Below are 18,111 nucleotides of genomic sequence, written 5' to 3' on the forward strand. Positions count from 1 at the left end.
CGATCCGGCCGATATCACTGCCTCGTGCGCGCCTCGTTCCGGCGGCGTCCCGGGCATGGCGCGGCCGCGACCGGATGCCGAAACCGGCTGCGCGTTCTACACTCCCGCCCGGCGGCCTGACGGAGGAGACAAACGCCGATGACCGTGCAGACAGCGGCCCGCACCGATGCCCTGCCCCTGATCCCGCACATGATCGCGGGCGAGCCGGTGCCGAGCCGCACCGGGCAGTTCTCCGAGGTCTACAACCCCGCGACCGGCAAGGTTGCCGCGCGGCTCGGCTTGGCCGATGCGGCGGAGGTGGATGCCGCCGTCGCCGCCGCGCGCAAGGCCGCGCCCGGTTGGGCCGCGACGCCGCCGCATGTGCGCGCCCGCGTCATGTTCCGCCTGCGCGACCTGATCGAGCGCAATGCCGACCGCTTGGCCGCCATCATTACCGCCGAGCACGGCAAGGTGCTTTCCGACGCCAAGGGCGAGCTGACCCGCGGCCTCGAGGTGGTGGAGTTCGCCTGCGGCATCCCGCAGCTGCTGAAGGGCGAGTACAGCGAGGCGGTCGGCCGCGGCGTCGATTCCGTGGCGCTGCGCCAGCCGCTGGGCGTCGTCGCCGGCATCACGCCGTTCAACTTCCCGGCCATGGTGCCGATGTGGATGTTCCCTGTCGCCATCGCCTGCGGCAATGCCTTCATCCTCAAGCCCTCCGAGCGCGACCCGAGCCTCGGCAACGAGCTGGCGCTGCTGCTGCGCGAGGCCGGGCTGCCGGACGGCGTCTTCAACGTGGTGCATGGCGGCAAGGCGGCGGTGGATGCGCTGCTCGACCACCCGGATGTGGATGCCATCAGCTTCGTCGGCTCGACTCCGATCGCCGAGTATGTCCACCACCGCGCCTCGGCCAACAACAAGCGGGTGCAGGCGCTGGGCGGCGCCAAGAACCACATGATCGTCATGCCGGACGCCGATATGGACCAGGCGGTGGACGCGCTGATGGGCGCCGCCTTCGGCTCGGCCGGCGAGCGCTGCATGGCGGTCTCGGTCGCCGTGCCGGTGGGCGAGCCGACCGCCGCGGCGCTGATCGACAAGCTGCTGCCGCGGGTCCGCGCCCTGAAGGTCGGCCCCGGCACTGACCCCGAGGCGGAGATGGGGCCGCTGGTCACCCGGGCGCACCGCGACAAGGTGGCCGGCTATATCGATGCCGGCCTCGCCGAGGGCGCCGAGTTGCTGGTGGATGGCCGCGGCCTGACCTTGCAGGGCTATGAGGAGGGCTTCTATCTCGGCGGCACGGTGCTCGACCGGGTGCGGCCGGGGATGAAGGTCTATGATGAGGAGATCTTCGGCCCGGTCCTCTCCATCGCCCGGGCCGGGGATTTCGAGGCGGCGCTGAAGCTGGCCAACGACCATGAATTCGGCAACGGCGCGGCGATCTTCACCCGCGACGGCGATGTGGCGCAGAGCTTCCTCTCGCGCGTCAAGGCCGGCATGGTCGGGGTGAACGTGCCCATCCCGGTGCCGATGGCCTTCCATTCCTTCGGCGGTTGGAAGCGCTCCCTCTTCGGCGACTACCATGTGCATGGGCCGGAGGGCGTGCGCTTCTACACCCGGCTCAAGACCGGTACGCTGCGCTGGCCGACCGGCATCCGCGCGGGGGCGAGCTTCACCATGCCCGTGCTGGGATAGGGCGGATCGTTCAGTGGAAGGCGGGGAGGCGGGCGCCGCCTCCCCAGGACGGGGGCCGGAACCCGTAGAATGAACGCCGCGTAAGGTTTAAGACGACCCGGTCGAACCGCATGGTCGGGAGGCGGAGACACCAGCATGGCGATGGCAGATCTTTTTCCGGAAACGAATGGAATCCTTTCTCTCGCTCCCACCGACAAGACCGAGCTGTTCGAGATGCTGGCGGCCGCGATGGCCGGGCGCCTGAACCAGCCACGCGAAAAAGTGCTTGAAGCCATCCTCGCACGCGAGAAACTGGGCTCGACGGCGCTCGGGCGCGGCGTTGCCATGCCGCATGCCCGGGTGGACTGGCTGAGCCAGCCGGCCGCCGTGCTGGCCCGGCTCGCCCGGCCGATCGAGATGGATGCGCGCGATGGCGAGCCGGTCGACCTCGTTTTCCTGGTGCTCTGGCCGGAAGCCGCTTCGGAGGGTTTCCTGCCGGCGCTCTCCAACATCTGCCGGGCGCTGCGCGACAACCAGCTGCCGCGCCAGCTGCGCCAGGCGCGCTCGGCGGATGAGGCGCTGCGGAGCCTGCAGGCGGCCGACCAGGTGTTCCCCTGACCACCGCCCGGATGCCTGGCTGACGCCGGCCGCATCCCCGCCTCCCAGGTCCGCCCATTGCGGGAGGGACGTCCCCACCGAAGCTGACGGAGACCCCGGCGCCTGATGCACGACGCCATCTACCTCCTTGCGGCCGTCCTGCTGCCCTATCTGGGCGCTGTGGTCGCCGCCTTGCTGCCCGCGAATGCCCGTCTGCTGGCCTGGCTGGCGGGTTGCGTGGCGCTGGCGACGCTGGCGATGGTGGGGTTGGGGTTCGCGGCGATCGAGGCCGGCGGGCTGCCGCGCTTCGACCTCGCCTGGGCGCCGGAGCTCGGCCTGTCCTTCTCGCTGCGGATGGATGGCTTCGCCGGGCTCTTCGCCTTCATGGTCTCCGGCATCGGCGTGCTCATCGTGCTCTACGCGCGCTACTACATGTCGCCGGAAGACCCGATCCCGCGCTTCTTCGCCTTCCTGCTGGCCTTCATGGGCTCGATGATGGGGGTGGTGCTCTCGGGCAACCTCATCCAGCTCGTCTTCTTCTGGGAGCTGACGAGCCTCTTCTCCTTCCTGCTCATCGGCTACTGGCAGAACGTCGCCGCGGCGCGCAACGGCGCCCGCATGGCGCTGACCGTCACGGCGGGCGGCGGCCTGGCGCTCTTCGCCGGCGTGCTGATCCTCGGCCACATCGTCGGCAGCTACGAGCTCGATGCGGTGCTGGCCTCGGGCGAGGCCATCCGGGCGCATCCGCTCTACCTGCCGGCGCTGGTGCTGATCCTGCTCGGCGCCATGACGAAGAGCGCGCAATTCCCCTTCCACTTCTGGCTGCCGCACGCCATGGCGGCGCCGACGCCGGTCTCCGCCTACCTGCATTCCGCGACCCTGGTGAAGGCCGGCATCTTCCTGATGGCGCGGCTCTGGCCCGTGCTGGCCGGCACCGATGCCTGGTTCAACATCCTCTGCCCGGTCGGGCTGATCACGCTGCTGCTCGGCGCCTATGTCGCCATCTTCCAGCACGACATGAAGGCGCTGCTGGCCTATTCGACCATCAGCCATCTCGGCCTGATCACCCTGTTGCTCAGCCTGAACAGCGACCTCGCCATGGTCGCCGCCGTGTTCCACACGGTGAACCATGCGACCTTCAAGGCCTCGCTCTTCATGGCGGCCGGCATCATTGACCACGAGACCGGCACGCGCGACATCCGCCGCCTCTCGGGGCTGAACGAATCCATGCCCTTCACCGCCCGCCTTGCCCTGGTCGCGGCCGCGGCCATGGCCGGCGTGCCGCTGCTGAACGGCTTCATCTCGAAGGAAATGTTCTTCTCCGAGGCGCTGACGGTCGCCACCGCGACGAGCGTGTTGCACGGCATCCTGCCGGTTGCGGCGACGCTGGCCAGCATCCTCGCCGTCACCTATTCGTTGCGCTTCATCCACGGCGCCTTCTTCGGGCCGCCGGTGGACGACCTGCCGAAGCAGCCGCACGAGCCGCCGCAGTTCATGCGCGTGCCGGTCGAGGTGCTGGTCTTCCTCTGCATCGTGGTCGGCATCCTGCCCTCGGCGACCATCGGCCCGCTGCTCGACAAGGCGGTGCGAGCGCTGCTCGGCGATGCGACGCCCAGCTACAGCCTCGCAGTCTGGCACGGCTTCAACCTGCCGCTGGCGATGAGCCTCGTCGCCCTGGCCGGCGGCATCGCGCTCTACCGCCTGCTCTACCGCCACCTGAATGCCGGGCTGGAGGGGACGCCGCTGCTCGGCTTCCTCGATGGCCGACGGGCCTTCGAGCAGGTGATGGTCTTCATCTCCTGGCGCTTCGCCCGCGCCCTGGTGCGGCTGATGGCGACCGACCGGCTGCAGATCCAGCTCATGCTCATGGTCTGCACCGCGCTGCTGGCCGCCACCCTCGCGCTGCTGCCGCACGGGCTCGCGGCCGGCGATGTGGCGCTCACCGCGGTCGATCCTGTGGTTGCGATCATCTGGGCGGTGGGCGGGGCCTGCGCCATCGCCGCGGCGTATCAGGCGAAGTACCACCGGCTCGCCGCCCTGGTGCTGCTCGGCTCCACGGGGCTGGCGACCTGCCTCACCTTCATCTGGTTCTCCGCTCCCGACCTTGCCCTCACGCAGCTGCTGGTCGAGATCGTGACGACGGTGCTGCTGCTGCTCGGCCTGCGCTGGATGCCGCGCCGCATCGAGACCGCGGGCTCGGGCGCGCCGCTCGCCCGGCTGCGCCGGCTGCGCGACTTCGTCATCGCCGCCGTCTCCGGCCTCGGCCTGGCCGCCATCTCCTACGCCATGATGACCCGCGTCTCGCCCGACGGCATCTCCCGCGAATTCCTCACGCGCGCCTACAAGGAGGGCGGCGGGACCAATGTGGTCAACGTCATCCTGGTCGATTTCCGCGGCTTCGACACGATGGGCGAGATCACCGTCCTCGGCGTCGTCGCCCTCACCGTCTTCGCGCTGCTGCGCCGCTTCCGGCCGGCGCCGGAGAGCGTCGGCGTGCCGGACCAGCAGCAGGGCGATGCGCGGGACTGGCTGCTGGTGCCCTCGGTGACGATGCGGCTGCTCTTCCCGGTCATCATCGCGGTCTCGATCTACCTGCTGCTGCGCGGCCATGACCAGCCGGGCGGCGGCTTCATCGCCGGGCTGATGCTGGCGGTCGGCATCCTCGTGCAGTACATGGCCGGCGGGACGCGCTGGGTGGAGGATCACCTGCGCGTGCTGCCGCTGCGCTGGATGGGCTTCGGCCTGCTGCTCGCCGTCGGGACGGGCGTCGCCGCCACCGTCTTCGGCCGGCCCTTCCTGACCTCCTACTTCGCCTATGCCGATCTCGGGCCGCTCGGCAAGCTGCCGCTGGCCAGCGCGGTGATCTTCGACCTCGGCGTCTTCGCCCTGGTCTTCGGGGCGACGGTGCTGATCCTCATCGTGCTCGCCCACCAGTCGGTGCGCAGCCAGCGGGCCGCGCCGCCGCCCCCGCCGGTCGAGGCGCTGCGCGAACCCGCCATCGCAGGGGAGGACTGATGGAACTCGTCCTGGCCATCGCCATCGGCCTGCTCGCCGGCTCCGGCGTGTGGCTGCTCATGCGGCCGCGCACCTTCCAGCTCATCATCGGCCTGTCGCTGCTCTCCTACGCCGTGAACCTCTTCATCTTCAGCATGGGCCGCTTCCCGATCGGCGCGCCGCCAATCCTCGCCCCCGGCGGCCAGGGCGATCCGGCGAGCTTCGCCGATCCGCTGCCGCAATCCCTGGTGCTGACGGCGATCGTCATCGGCTTCGCCACCACCGCGCTCTTCCTCGTCGTCATGCTGGCCGCGCGCGGCCTCACCCGCGGCGACCATGTCGATGGGCGGCCGCGGCAATGAACGGTTGGGAGCAGCACCTCGCCGTCGCGCCGGTCGCCCTGCCGCTGATCGTCGGCGCGATCATGGTGACGCTGGACGAGCAGCGGGCGAAGCTGAAGGCGGCGCTCGGCCTCGCCTCCATCCTCGGCCTGCTCGGCATCGCCGTCTTCCTGGCGATCCGGCTACATGTCGGCATCGGCCCCGGCATCGCCGTCTACCGCCTCGGCAACTGGCCGGCGAGCTTCGGCATCGTGCTGATGCTCGACCGGCTCTCGGCCCTGCTGCTGATCGTGACGGCGCTGCTCGGCCTCGCCGCCCAGCTCTACGCCCTGCCGCGCTGGCAACGGATGGGGGCGCATTTCCACGCCTTGCTGCAATTCCAGCTCATGGGGCTGAACGGCGCCTTCCTCACCGGCGACCTGTTCAACCTCTTCGTCTTCTTCGAGGTGCTGCTCGCCGCCTCCTATGGGCTGGCGCTGCACGGCTCGGGCGTCGCGCGGGTGAAGGCTGGGCTGCACTACATCGCGGTCAACCTGGCCGCCTCGCTGCTCTTCCTGATCGGCGTCAGCATGATCTATGGCGTCGCCGGCACGCTGAACATGGCCGACCTCGCCGCCCGCATCCCGCAGATGCCGGCGGCGAACCGCCCGCTGCTGGAAGCCGGCGCCGCCATCCTCGGCATCGCCTTCCTGGTCAAGGCGGCGGCCTGGCCGCTCGGCTTCTGGCTGGTCCCGACCTATGCGGCGGCGAGCCCGCCGGCGGCGGCGATCTTCTCGATGATGAGCAAGGTCGGCATCTATGCGGTGGCGCGGCTGGTGCTGCTGTTGTTCGGTACGGGCACCGGCGCCTCGGCCGGCTTCGGCGGCACCTGGCTGGTGGCGGGCGGCGTCGCCACCATCGCCTTCGGCGCCGTCAGCGTGCTGGCGACCCAGGACCTGCCGCGGCTGGCGGGCGCCAATGTCTACATCTCCTCCGGCACGCTGCTCGCCGCGGTGGGGGCCGGGCAGGTCGGCGTCACCGGCGGCGCGCTCTTCTACCTGGTCAGCTCGGCGCTGGCGATCGGCGCCTTCTTCCTGCTGATCGAGCTGCTGGACCGTGGCCGCGACATCGGCGCCGACGTCCTCGCCGTGACGCTCGAGGCCTATGGCGAGGGCGAGGAGGAGGATGAGGAGGACGATGCCATCGGCGTACCCATCCCCGTCACCATGGCCATCCTCGGCATCTGCTTTCTCTGCTGCGCGCTGCTGCTCGCCGGGCTGCCGCCGCTCTCGGGCTTCATCGCCAAATTCGCCATGCTCAACGCCCTGCTGAACCCGGCGGGCCTCGGCAAGGGGCCGGCGCTCATTCCGTGGAGCGGCTGGGCGTTGCTGATCGCCCTCTTCCTGTCTGGCTTCGCCACCATCCTGGCGATGACCCGCGCCGGCATCCGGAACCTCTGGGCGACGGAGGACGGCGCCGTGCCGCGGGTTCGCGCCATCGAGATCGCGCCGATCCTCATGCTGCTCCTCGTCTGCATCGGCATGACCGTCGCCGCCGGGCCGGTGATGCGCTACATGCAGGCGGCCGCCGCGACGCTGCACGCGCCGCAGGATTACCCGCGCCAGGTCCTGGGGCGGACGCGATGACGCGGCTGCTGCCCCATCCCCTGATCTCGGCGGGCATCCTGCTGCTCTGGCTGCTGCTCAACCAGACCCTGGCGCCGGGGCCGGCGCTGGTCGGGCTCGCCGTCGCGCTGTTCGGCGGCTGGACCCTCGCCTTGCTCGATCAGGGCCGGCCGCGGCTGCGGCGCCCCGACCTGGTGCTGCGGCTGACCGGGCAGGTGATCCTCGACATCGCCCGGTCGAACCTCGCCGTGGCGAGCATCATCCTCGGCCGCCGGAGGGGCAGCACCGCCGGCTTCCTCCATATCCCGCTGGTGCTGCGCGATCCCCAGGCCCTGGCGGTGCTGGCCTGCATCCTCACCGCGACGCCGGGCTCCACCTGGGTCGAATACGATGCCGAGGAGGGTTGGCTGCTGCTGCACGTGCTCGACCTGGAGGATGAGGAGAGCTGGATCCGCCTCGTGAAGGACCGGTACGAGCGGCCGCTGATGGAGATCTTCACATGACCATGACGGTGCTGAGCTGGTCCCTGCTGTTGGCGCAACTCATGCTGGGCGCGGCGATGCTGTGCACGACCTGGCGCGTTCTGCGCGGCCCGCGGGCGCAGGACCGGGTGATCGGGCTGGATGCGCTCTATGTCTGCGGCATGCTGCTGCTGCTGACCTTCGGCATCCGTTCCGGCACCTCGGTCTATTTCGAGGCGGCGCTGGTCATCGCCCTGCTCGGCTTCGTCAGCACGGCGGCGCTGGCGAAATTCCTGATGCGGGGGGAGGTGATCGAATGATCCCGGCGGCCGCCGAACTTCCCTGGATCGTGGTCATCCCGGTCTGCCTGCTGCTGCTGGCCGGGTCCGGCCTGACCCTGATCGGTGCCTTCGGCCTGCTGCGGCTGAACAGCTTCTATGCGCGGGTGCATGCGCCGACCCTCGGCACCTCCTACGGCATGGGCTGCATCCTGCTGGCCTCGATGCTGTTCTTCTCCGTGCTGCAGACGCGGCTGGTGATCCATGAGCTCGCCATCGGCGCCTTCGTGATCCTGACGACCCCGGTGACGCTGATGCTGGTCGCGCGGGCGGCGATCCACCGCGACCGGCTGGAGGGGAAGGACGCGATCCCGCGGGCGGCCCGGCCGGATTGATGCGCGCCGGCCTCAGCCGATCATCATGAGATGGGCGTTGCCGCCCGCCGCCGTGGCGTTGGTGCTGACGGAGCGCTCCCGCACCAGCATGTCGAGGCTGCAGCCGCCATCGGGCCCGGCGCGCAGCAGCGGCAGGATGGCGCCCTCGCGGGAGGCGAGCTCGCCGGCGCAGCGCAGCACCAGCGCATCCGGGCCGGCGACGAGCACGGCATCGGCCATGCCCTCGGCCGCGACGATCCAGCCCGCGAGGCCCGCCGGCAGCCCGGGCAGCCCCGCCATCGCCTCGGCCTCGAGCGCCGCGCGGTTGCCGGTCGCCAGCGCCGCCGAGACGAGGTCGAGCAGCGCATCGCCCGCCGCGACGCAGCGCACCGTCCCGCGCGCCGCGGCGGCATACTGGTTGCGTTCTCCTACCGGGCCCGGCAGATCGAGCGCAAGGCCATGCGGCGTCGCGCGCTGCATCGCCTCCGCCCGCGCCGCCGCCGCGACATGGCCGCACGCCGCGAGCCAGCTGGCCCAGAGCCGCGCCGCCTCAGGCGCCGTCCCGCCGGGGAGCGGCGAGTGCAGCGGGCAGCGGGCCAGCAGCCGGCGCAGGGCGAGCGGCCCGCCCGCCTTCGGCCCGGTGCCGGAGAGGCCATGGCCGCCGAAGGGTTGCACCCCGACCACGGCGCCGATCATGTTGCGGTTGACATAGACATTCCCCGCCTGGGCCCGCGCCGTGGCGCGCGCGATGGTCTCGTCCAGCCGCGAATGCACGCCGAAGGTCAGCCCGTAGCCGGTGGCGTTCACCGCATCGATCACCGCGTCCAGCCGGTCGCGGCGGAAGCGCAGCACGTGCAGCACCGGGCCGAAGACCTCCTGCGTCAGCGCGGCAACATCGTCGATCTCGATGAGGGTGGGCGGCACGAAATACCCGGCCGCGCAGGCCTCCGGCAGCGCCGTCTGGTGCAGCCGGTGCCCCGCCTCCCGCATCCGCGCGACATGGGCGAGGATGTTCTCGCGCGCCTCGGCGCTGATGACCGGCCCGATATCGGTGGCGAGGCGATCCGGATTGCCGATGGCGAGCTCGGCGAGCGCGCCGCGCAGCATCGCCAGCACGCGGTCGGCCACATCCTCCTGCAGGCAGAGCAGGCGCAGCGCCGAGCAGCGCTGCCCGGCGCTGTCGAAGGCGGAGACCAGCACATCCGCCACCACCTGCTCGGCCAGCGCCGAGGAATCGACGATCATCGCATTCTGCCCGCCGGTCTCGGCGACCAGCGGCACCGGCGCGCCATCCGGGTTCAGGCGGGTGGCGAGCACCCGCTGGATCTGCCGCGCCACCGCCGTCGAGCCGGTGAACATCACGCCCCGGATGCGGGCATCGCCGACCAGCGCGGCGCCGACCGACCCATCGCCAGGCAGCAATTGCAGCGCCGCCGGCGGGATGCCCGCTTCGTGCAGGATCGCCACTGCCTGGGCCGCGATCAGCGGCGTCTCCTCCGCCGGCTTGGCCAGCACCGGATTGCCCGCGGCGAGGGCGGCGGCGACCTGGCCGGTGAAGATGGCGAGCGGAAAATTCCACGGGCTGATGCAGGCCATCGGCCCGAGCGGGCGATGCGTCGTCGTGTCGAGGCCGCGTACCGCTTGGCCGGCATAGTAACGCAGGAAATCCACCGCCTCGCGCAGTTCCGACACGGCATTGGCGAGCGACTTGCCGGCCTCGCGGATCAGCAGCCCGAGCAGCGGCGCCCGCCGCGCCTCCAGTAGATCGGCCGCGCGCAGCAGGCAGGCGGCGCGTCCGGCCGGCGAAGCCCGTCCCCAGGCCTCGGCCGCGGCCAGCGCATCGGCCAGGGCCTGCTCGATCTGCGCCAGCGCGGCCTCGGTCACCCTGCCGATCCGGTCGGCACGGTCGGCCGGGTTGCGGATCTCGCGCGCCGTGCCGCCCAGCACCGGGCTCGCCAGCATCGGCGCCGCCTGCCAGTCCCGTGCCGCGCTCTCCCGCAGCGCCGGCGCCAGGGCGGCCAGCACCGCCTCGCTGCTGAGGTCGAGCCCGGCCGAATTGCGCCGTTCCGGCCCGAACAGGTCGCGCGGCAGGGCGATGCGCGGATGCGGCGCGCCGGGTGCGGCTTCGGCCGCGACGATCCGGTCGGGCGGCGTCACCAGCGCCGCGACCGGGACCGAGGCGTCCTGGATGCGGTGCACGAAGGAGGAATTGGCGCCGTTCTCGAGCAGCCGCCGCACGAGATAGGCGAGCAGCGTCTCATGCGTGCCGACCGGGGCGTAGATGCGGCAGGGGCGGTCCAGCGCCTCCAGCCCGACCACCTCCTCGTAGAGCGGCTCGCCCATGCCGTGCAGGCACTGGAATTCCCAGTCGCCGACCTGGAATTCCGGCCCGGCCAGGGCCTGGATGCTCGCCAGGGTCTGGGCGTTGTGGGTGGCGAATTGCGGGAAGACGGCATCGCGCGCCGCCAGCAGCCGGCGGGCGCAGGCGAGATAGGAGACATCCGTATGCGCCTTCCGCGTATAGACCGGGTAGTCCTCCAGCCCCTCCACCTGCGCCCGCTTGATCTCGCTGTCCCAATAGGCGCCCTTGACCAGGCGGATCATCAGCCGGTGGCTGCTGCGCCGCGCCAGATCGATGAGATGCTCGATCACGAAGGGCGCGCGCTTCTGATAGGCCTGCACCACGAAGCCGAGGCCGTTCCAGCCGGCCAGCGCCGGGTCCTCGCAGAGCGCCTCCAGCAGGTCGAGCGAGAGCTCCAGCCGGTCGGCCTCCTCGGCATCGATGTTGAAGCCGATGTCGTAGCGCCGGGCGAGGGCCGCTAGCGCCGCCAGCCGCGGCAGCAGCTCGTCCATCACCCGCCCGCGCTGGGCGCGTCCATAGCGTGGATGCAGGGCGGAGAGCTTCACCGAGATGCCGGGCTCCCGATAGGGCCCGCGCCCGGCCGCGGCCTGGCCGATGGCATGGATCGCGCCCTCGTAGTCGCGCCGGTAGCGCTCGGCATCCTCGGCCGTCGCCGCCGCCTCGCCGAGCATGTCGTAGGAATAGCGGAAGCCCTTCGCCTCCATTCGGCGGCTGCGGGCAAGGGCCTCGGCGATGCTCTGGCCGGTGACGAATTGCTCGCCCATCATCCGCATGGCGAGATCGACGCCGCGGCGGATCACCGGCTCGCCGCCGCGGGCGATGAGGCGCGTCAGCGCCGCCGAGAGCCCGGTCTCGCTCGCCACCGTGGTGAGCCGGCCGGTGACGACCAGCCCCCAGGTCGCGGCATTGACGAAGAGCGAGGGCGAATGGCCGAGATGCGCCCGCCAGTCGCCGCTGCCGATCTTGTCGCGGATCAGGGCGTCGCGCGTCGCGGTATCCGGAATGCGCAGCAGCGCCTCGGCCAGGCACATCAGCGCCACGCCTTCCTGGCTGGAGAGGGAGAATTCCTGCACCAGCCCCTCCACCATGCCGCGCGAGCCCTTGCGGCGCAGCGCCTCGACCAGCCGGCGGGCGATGGCCTCGGCCTCGGCCGCGAGTGCCGGCGGCAGGCTGGCCTCGGGCAGCAGGCGGGCGATGCAGTCCGGCTCCGGCATCCGGGTGGCGGCGGTGATGGCAGCGCGCGAGGGCGTCGGCGGCGACGCCTCGTCGAGGAAGCAGGCGAAGGGAGAGGCGGGCGGGCGGGGCATGGCCGGGCACCATCGGCGAGGATGATCGCAGGAATATCATGCCAAGGGCCGAATTTTGTTCGTATTTCAGGCTTGTATCTGGAATTCCTGGCACCCGGACGCCGCGATGGGCAAGGAAACCTCGGCCTTATGGACCAGCTCGACCGACGCCTGCTGCGGCTGCTGCAGAAGGATGGCCGCATGCCGAATGTGGAGCTGGCCCGACAGGCGCATCTCAGCCCGCCGGCAACGCATGAGCGGGTGCGGCGGCTGGTGCAGGAGGGGATCATCGAGGGCTATACGGTGCGCCTCAACCCGGCGAAGCTCGACCGGGCGCTGCTGGTCTTCGTCGAGGTCACGCTCGACCATACCAGCGCCGGCATCTTCGAGCGCTTCGCCGCGGCGGTGCGCGACACGCCCGAGATCATGGAATGCCACATGGTGGCGGGCGGCTTCGACTACCTGATCAAGCTGCGGGTGCGCGACATGGCCGCCTTCCGCGCCTTCCTCGGCACCACGCTGCTCAGCCTGCCGGGCATCCGGCAGACCCATACCTATACGGTGATGGAGGAGGTCAAGCCCGGCAGCGACCTGCCGATCTGACGCCCCCGGATTGGCCCGCAGGTCGGCCCCCGATGCGCCCGGGCATCGGGGGCGTCGAGGTCAGTTCCGGAAGGCGGGGGTGAAGGGCGCTTCGGTCTTCGCCTGCACCTCCTCGAGCGTCACCTCGGGCGCCAGCTCGATCAGCCGCAGCTCGGTCTCGCCCTTGCGAGCGAGCTCGAACACCGCAAGCTCGGTGATCACCATGTCCACCACGCGGGCCCCGGTCAGCGGCAGGCTGCACTGCTTCAGCAGCTTCGGCTTGCCGCCGGCGGTGTGCTCCATCAGCACCACCACCTTCTTCACCCCGGCGACGAGGTCCATGGCGCCGCCCATCCCCTTCACCATCTTGCCGGGGATCATCCAGTTGGCGAGGTCGCCATTCGCCGCCACCTGCAGCGCGCCGAGGATGGAGAGGTCGATATGCCCGCCGCGGATCATGGCGAAGCTGTCGGCGCTGCTGAAATAGGAGCTGGTCGGCAGCTCGGTGATGGTCTGCTTGCCGGCATTGATCAGGTCCGGATCCTCCTCGCCCTCATACGGAAAGGGGCCGAGGCCGAGCATACCGTTCTCGGACTGGAGCTGCACATTGACGCCGGGCGGGACGTGGTTCGCCACCAGCGTCGGGATGCCGATGCCGAGATTGACGTAGAAACCGTCCTGCAGCTCGCGGGCGGCACGGGCGGCCATCTGGTCGCGGGTCCAGGGCATGGGTCAGACCTCCTCACCGGTGGCGGCGGCCGCGGCGGCGGCCGGCTCGCGCTTGCGCACGGTGCGCTGCTCGATGCGCTTCTCGTAGCCGGCCGGGCACTGGATCATGCGCTGGACGAAGATGCCCGGCGTGTGGATGTGGTCGGGATCGATCTCGCCCGGCTGCACCAGGTGCTCGACCTGCGCCACCGTGACCTTCGCGGCCGTGGCCATCATCGGGTTGAAGTTGCGCGCGGTCTTCCGGTAGACGAGGTTCCCCTCGGTATCGCCCTTCCAGGCATGCACGATCGCCAGGTCGGCGACGATGCCGCGCTCCATCACATAGGTCTCGCCGTCGAACTCGGCGGTGGGCTTGCCCTTCGCCACCTCGGTGCCGACGCCGGTCTTGGTGTAGAAGGCGGGGATGCCGGCGCCGCCGGCCCGGATGCGCTCGGCCAGCGTGCCCTGCGGGTTGAACTCGATCTCCAGCTCCCCGGCCAGGAACTGCTCGGCGAAGGTCTTGTTCTCGCCGACATAGCTGCTGATCATCTTCTTCACCTGCCGGGTCTTCAGCAGCAGGCCGAGGCCGGCATCGTCGATACCGGCATTGTTCGAGACGATGGTGAGGTTTTTCACGCCGCTGTCGCGGATCGCCTCGATCAGCAGCGCCGGGATGCCGCACAGGCCGAAGCCGCCGGAATGGATCATCATGCCGTCGCGCAGCAGGCCAGAGAGAGCCTCCTTCGCGTCCGGGTACAGCTTGCCCATGCGCATCCTCCCTCTCGGTCCGCGGCTGGCCGCACCCTAGAGCAGAACGGCGCGAAGCGGAAACGCCGGGGCCCCTGCGGACTGGCCATCGAAAACGTGCCGGCGGGCTCTTGCAGCCCCCGCGGGGCGGGGTTATACGCCCCGCACCCAACCGGGGGGCCATAGCTCAGTTGGGAGAGCGCTTGAATGGCATTCAAGAGGTCGTCGGTTCGATTCCGATTGGCTCCACCAGTTTCAACGCCGGCCGCCGAGTGATCGGGGCCGGCGTTTTCATGTCCGGCCCGTCGCGGCCTCAGCCCGGCAGCACCTTCCGCGGAAACGCCAGCGCCTCCTCCGCCAGCCGGGCCTGGCCGAGCAGCGCCGCATCGCCATGCGGCCGCCCGACCAGCTGCAGCCCGACGGGCAGCCCCTCCCGCGTCAGCCCGCAGGGGATGGAGATCGCCGGGCAGCCGGTCAGCGTCACGACGAAGGTGAGGAACATCCAGTCGATATAGGTGGTCAGCGCCTCGCCGGCGATCTCGGTGGGGAAGCGCTGCTCCACCGGGAAGGGCGGCACGGCGACGGTCGGGCAGGCCAGCAGGTCGTAGTCCTCGAAGAAGCGAGCGACGCGGTGGAACAGCGCGTGCCGCTCCCTCTGCGCCCGGATGATCTCGGCCGCGGTGAGGGTCTGGCCCTTCTCGATGTTCCAGACGATGTCCGGGTTGATGCGTGCGCGCTCGGCGGGCAGCAGCTCGCCGCGGACATCGGCGAAGAGCAGGGCGCGCAGCACCTGGAAGCTGTCGATGGCGCCGCCGAAGTCGGGCGCCGCGCCCTCCACCGCCGTGCCCAGGCTGCCGAGGCGCCGCGCCGCCGCCTCGCAGATCGCCGCCACCTCCGGGTCCACCCGGCGCAGGCCGAGATCGGCGCTGAAGCCGATCCGCCGCGGCGGCCGCCCCGCCCGCATCGCCGCTTGGTAGCCGCCCGGCGGCACCGGCCGCGAGAGCGGGTCGTGTGGCGTGAGGTCGGCCATGGCGTCCAGCATCAGCGCCAGGTCCGGCACGCTGCGGGCCATCGGCCCGTCCACCCAGAGGCTGTCGAAGGCGGGCAGCCCGTCGCCGCGCGGCACCACGCCTGGGCTCGGCCGCAGCCCGACCACGCCGCAGAAGCTCGCCGGGATGCGCAGCGAGCCGCCGAGGCAGGAGCCGTTGGCGAGCCAGACCTCATGCGCGGCCAGGGTGGCCGCCGCGCCACCGGAGGAGCCGCCGGCGGTGCGGCCAAGGTCCCAGGGGTTCCGGGTGACGCCCCAGACCGGGTTGAAGGTGTGGCTGCCGGCGAATTCCGGGACGTTGGACTTGGCGAGCGGAATGGCGCCGCGCGACCGCAGCGTGGCGACGGTGCGGTCATCCGCCGCGGCGACATGCCGGGCATAGATCGGCGAGCCGCAGGTAGTGAGCTGGCCGCCGACATCGTTGTAGTCCTTGACCGCGATCGGCAGCCCGGCGAGCCAGCCGGGATGCTCGGCCGGGGCGGCGCGGAATTCCCGCGCCTGCTCTCGCGCCGCGTCCAGGAAGCGGATCGGCAGGGCATTGACCCGGGGCTCTACGGCCTCGATGCGGGCGGCCGCAGCCTCCACCATCTCGAGCGGCGAGACGGCGCCGCGCCGCAACAGGTCAACCGCCTCCGTCGCCGGCAGCCGCCAGAGCTCGCCCATGGCGCCTTCCTCCCCCTTGGACCATCCGGATGCGCCGAGACTGCGCGCGGGGCCGGGCGACGGCAAGCGAGGGAGGGTTAGCCCCAGCTCGGCGGGCTCAGACCACGCCGACGACGCGGTAAGAATATTCCAGCCCGTCCGGCTCGGCGATCGTGACATAGGCGCCGGGGCGGAGTTGGCCGGCATTGCGGAGCTGGGCATGAAGCGGCGCATCCGCCGCCTCGCCGGGGCCGGGGAAGAGGCGGATGGACCAGCTCTCGGTATCCGCGTCGAAATGCACGTCGCCCTCGCGCGTCACGCCACCGGGCCAGATGCGGCGCGCCGGCCAGGGCTTCGGGTCGTCGGCCCAGGCCTGGGTATCCAGATGCCCGCCCGGCGTCAGGCTGACCGTCATCTCGTATCGGTGGTCGGGGCTTCCCTCCGGATATCCGGGGCCAGCCGCCACCACCAGCGTCACCAGGGGCATCCTGATCCCTTCCCCATTCCATCCAGGCCGCAGTCTGACGGGCGAACGCCGGTCCTCGGCGGCGGTTCAGATGGCCACCCGCACGCCGAGCTCCACCACGCGGTCGGACGGGATGCGGAAGAACTCCGTCGCCGGGACGGCGTTGCGCGACATCAGCGTGAACAGCCACTGCCGCCAGTGCGACATCTTCGGCACCACGGCGGCCACCAGCGTCTCCCGCCCGAGGAAGTAGCTCGCCTGCATCGCCTCGAAGGGCACGCCGTCCTGGTTCAGCGCCTCCAGCTCGCGCGGGATGTTCGGGCTTTCCTGGAAGCCGTAGCGGAGGATGACGCGGTGGATGCCGGGGGCCAGCTCGGTCACCTCGCGCCGGCGCCCCGGGCCGGCCTGCGGCACGTCCTCGTTCAGCACGGTGACGAAGACCACGCGCTCGTGCAGCACCTTGTTGTGCTTGAGGTTGTGCAGCAGCGCGTTCGGCACGTAGTCGGCCTGGCCGGTCATGAAGACGGCGATGCCGGGGACGCGGAGCGTGCGGCTCTGCGGCAGGCGGGCGAGGAAGCTCTTCAGCGGCAGGCTGTCCTGCCGGAAACGGGAGAAGAGCAAGTCGCGGCCGCGCTTCCAGGTATGCATCAGGATGAAGAGCCCGGCGCCGAGCACCAGCGGTACCCAGCCGCCCTCGGGGATCTTCAGGACGTTCGAGAAGAAGAAGGCGGCATCGAGCGCCAGCAGCGGCAGGAAGACCAGGGCGACGCCAAGGGCTGGCCAGTGGAATTGCCGGCGGAAGACCAGCACCGCGAGCATCGAGGTGCAGACGAAGGTGCCCGTCACCGCGATGCCGTAGGCGGCGGCGAGGTTGTCCGAGGTGTGGAAGGACAGCACCAGGATCAGCACGCCGGCGAGCAGGGCGAAGTTGATCTGCGGCAGGTAGATCTGCCCCTCCTCGGTCTCGGAGGTGTGGCGCACCGTCAGCCGCGGCAGGAAGCCGAGCTGGATGCATTGCCGCGCGATGGAGAAGGCGCCCGAGATCATGGCCTGCGAGGCGATGATGGTCGCCATCGTCGCCAGCACGACGAGCGGCAGGCGGAGGATCTCCGGCGCGAGCAGGAAGAAGGGGTTCTCGAGCGCCCGCACGTCGCTGAGCAGCATGGCTCCCTGGCCCATGTAGTTCAGCGCCAGCGCCGGCAGGACGAAGAAGGTCCAGGCGAGCTGGATCGGTCGGCGGCCGAAATGCCCCATATCGGCGTAGAGCGCCTCCGCCCCTGTCACCGCCAGCACGACCGAGCCGAAGGCGATGAAGGCCGCCAGCCGGTAGTGCGCGCAGAAGGCGATGGCGTGATGCGGCGAGACGGCGCTGAGGACCTCCGGCTCCCGCACGATTTCGGCGATGCCGAGGAGGCCGAGCACGCCGAACCAGAGCGCCATGATCGGGCCGAAGACCGCGCCCATGCTGCCGGTGCCGCGATACTGCACGACGAAGAGCGCGACGAGGATGACGATGGAGCCCGGGATGATCAGCGGCTCGAAGACCGGCGAGGCGACCTTCAGCCCCTCCATGGCGGAGAGCACCGAGATGGCCGGGGTGATGATGCCGTCGCCGAAGAACAGGCTGGCGCCGGTGATGCCGAGCAGCGCAACGATCCGGCGCGAGCGGTCGCTGCCGGCGATGCGCTGGGCGAGGGCCATCAGGGCCAGGATCCCGCCCTCGCCCTTGTTGTCCGCCCGCAGGATGAGCAGGACGTATTTCACCGTCACCGTCAGGATCAGCGACCAGATGATGAGGGAGAGGATCCCGAGGATCTCCCAGCGCTCGATCCCATCGGCCGAGAAGTGCAGCAGGGCGGCGCGGAGCGAATAGAGCGGACTCGTGCCGATGTCGCCATAGACGACGCCGAGCACGCCGAGCAGCAGGGGCAGGGTGACCGCCCTGCTCTGGGTGGGTTGGGGTGAGGCGGTCAA

At 70.8% G+C, this 18,111-nt stretch carries 15 protein-coding genes and 1 tRNA gene; 10 read left to right on the forward strand and 6 right to left on the reverse strand.

Annotation, left to right across the window (positions count from 1 at the left end):
* The first annotated feature begins 138 nt into the window (after positions 1-138).
* The 8 genes from HJG45_RS07505 (at position 139) to mnhG (ending at position 8,317) form a co-directional block, all read left to right on the forward strand.
* On the forward strand, positions 139-1,668 hold the full coding sequence (locus HJG45_RS07505) for a CoA-acylating methylmalonate-semialdehyde dehydrogenase (RefSeq protein WP_408902013.1): 1,530 nt from the start codon (positions 139-141) through the stop codon (positions 1,666-1,668).
* 135 nt (positions 1,669-1,803) lie between these two features.
* The gene (locus tag HJG45_RS07510) at positions 1,804-2,265 is read left to right on the forward strand and encodes a PTS sugar transporter subunit IIA (protein WP_171611481.1); all 462 of its coding nucleotides are present in this window, start codon (positions 1,804-1,806) and stop codon (positions 2,263-2,265) included.
* A 105-nt stretch (positions 2,266-2,370) separates the two neighbouring features.
* Positions 2,371-5,259: a monovalent cation/H+ antiporter subunit A gene (locus HJG45_RS07515; RefSeq protein ID WP_171611482.1), complete on the forward strand. Its 2,889-nt coding sequence runs from the start codon at positions 2,371-2,373 to the stop codon at positions 5,257-5,259.
* Positions 5,259-5,600 (forward strand): Na+/H+ antiporter subunit C, encoded by a 342-nt coding sequence (locus HJG45_RS07520; RefSeq protein ID WP_171611483.1) that lies wholly within the window; start codon positions 5,259-5,261, stop codon positions 5,598-5,600. Before HJG45_RS07515 ends, HJG45_RS07520 begins: the two co-directional genes overlap by 1 nt.
* Positions 5,597-7,204 (forward strand): monovalent cation/H+ antiporter subunit D, encoded by a 1,608-nt coding sequence (locus HJG45_RS07525; RefSeq protein ID WP_171611484.1) that lies wholly within the window; start codon positions 5,597-5,599, stop codon positions 7,202-7,204. The genes HJG45_RS07520 and HJG45_RS07525 overlap by 4 nt, the downstream gene beginning before the upstream one ends.
* Complete coding sequence (locus HJG45_RS07530) at positions 7,201-7,686, forward strand: Na+/H+ antiporter subunit E (protein WP_171611485.1); 486 nt, start codon at positions 7,201-7,203, stop codon at positions 7,684-7,686. The genes HJG45_RS07525 and HJG45_RS07530 overlap by 4 nt, the downstream gene beginning before the upstream one ends.
* Positions 7,683-7,964 carry a K+/H+ antiporter subunit F gene (locus tag HJG45_RS07535; protein WP_171611486.1) on the forward strand — a complete coding sequence of 94 codons (282 nt, stop codon included), beginning with the start codon at positions 7,683-7,685 and terminating at the stop codon, positions 7,962-7,964. Before HJG45_RS07530 ends, HJG45_RS07535 begins: the two co-directional genes overlap by 4 nt.
* Positions 7,961-8,317: a monovalent cation/H(+) antiporter subunit G gene (mnhG, locus tag HJG45_RS07540; RefSeq protein ID WP_171611487.1), complete on the forward strand. Its 357-nt coding sequence runs from the start codon at positions 7,961-7,963 to the stop codon at positions 8,315-8,317. The genes HJG45_RS07535 and mnhG overlap by 4 nt, the downstream gene beginning before the upstream one ends.
* 12 nt (positions 8,318-8,329) lie before the next feature.
* Here mnhG and putA read toward each other — a convergent pair whose 3' ends face one another.
* Positions 8,330-11,965 carry a trifunctional transcriptional regulator/proline dehydrogenase/L-glutamate gamma-semialdehyde dehydrogenase gene (gene putA, locus HJG45_RS07545; RefSeq protein WP_171611488.1) on the reverse strand — a complete coding sequence of 1,212 codons (3,636 nt, stop codon included), beginning with the start codon at positions 11,963-11,965 and terminating at the stop codon, positions 8,330-8,332.
* Between the two features lie 129 nt (positions 11,966-12,094).
* Between putA and HJG45_RS07550 the strand changes: the two genes are divergently transcribed.
* Positions 12,095-12,547 (forward strand): Lrp/AsnC ligand binding domain-containing protein, encoded by a 453-nt coding sequence (locus HJG45_RS07550; RefSeq protein ID WP_171611489.1) that lies wholly within the window; start codon positions 12,095-12,097, stop codon positions 12,545-12,547.
* Between the two features lie 60 nt (positions 12,548-12,607).
* Here HJG45_RS07550 and HJG45_RS07555 read toward each other — a convergent pair whose 3' ends face one another.
* Together HJG45_RS07555 and HJG45_RS07560 are read right to left on the reverse strand one after the other, a co-directional pair.
* Positions 12,608-13,255 carry a CoA transferase subunit B gene (locus tag HJG45_RS07555; RefSeq protein WP_171611490.1) on the reverse strand — a complete coding sequence of 216 codons (648 nt, stop codon included), beginning with the start codon at positions 13,253-13,255 and terminating at the stop codon, positions 12,608-12,610.
* 3 nt (positions 13,256-13,258) lie between these two features.
* The gene (locus tag HJG45_RS07560) at positions 13,259-14,002 is read right to left on the reverse strand and encodes a CoA transferase subunit A (protein WP_171611491.1); all 744 of its coding nucleotides are present in this window, start codon (positions 14,000-14,002) and stop codon (positions 13,259-13,261) included.
* Between the two features lie 155 nt (positions 14,003-14,157).
* Here HJG45_RS07560 and HJG45_RS07565 point away from each other — a divergent pair.
* Positions 14,158-14,233 (forward strand) — tRNA-Ala (locus tag HJG45_RS07565).
* Positions 14,234-14,294: 61 nt separating this feature from the next.
* Here HJG45_RS07565 and HJG45_RS07570 read toward each other — a convergent pair.
* The 3 genes from HJG45_RS07570 to HJG45_RS07580 form a co-directional block, all read right to left on the reverse strand.
* The gene (locus tag HJG45_RS07570) at positions 14,295-15,692 is read right to left on the reverse strand and encodes an amidase (protein ID WP_171611492.1); all 1,398 of its coding nucleotides are present in this window, start codon (positions 15,690-15,692) and stop codon (positions 14,295-14,297) included.
* Between the two features lie 97 nt (positions 15,693-15,789).
* The gene (locus HJG45_RS07575; protein WP_171611493.1) at positions 15,790-16,158 is read right to left on the reverse strand and encodes a hypothetical protein; all 369 of its coding nucleotides are present in this window, start codon (positions 16,156-16,158) and stop codon (positions 15,790-15,792) included.
* Between the two features lie 66 nt (positions 16,159-16,224).
* On the reverse strand, positions 16,225-18,111 hold the full coding sequence (locus HJG45_RS07580; protein WP_254452342.1) for a potassium transporter Kup: 1,887 nt from the start codon (positions 18,109-18,111) through the stop codon (positions 16,225-16,227).

The organism is Roseicella sp. DB1501, from assembly GCF_013112485.1.
Classification (GTDB): domain Bacteria; phylum Pseudomonadota; class Alphaproteobacteria; order Acetobacterales; family Acetobacteraceae; genus Paracraurococcus.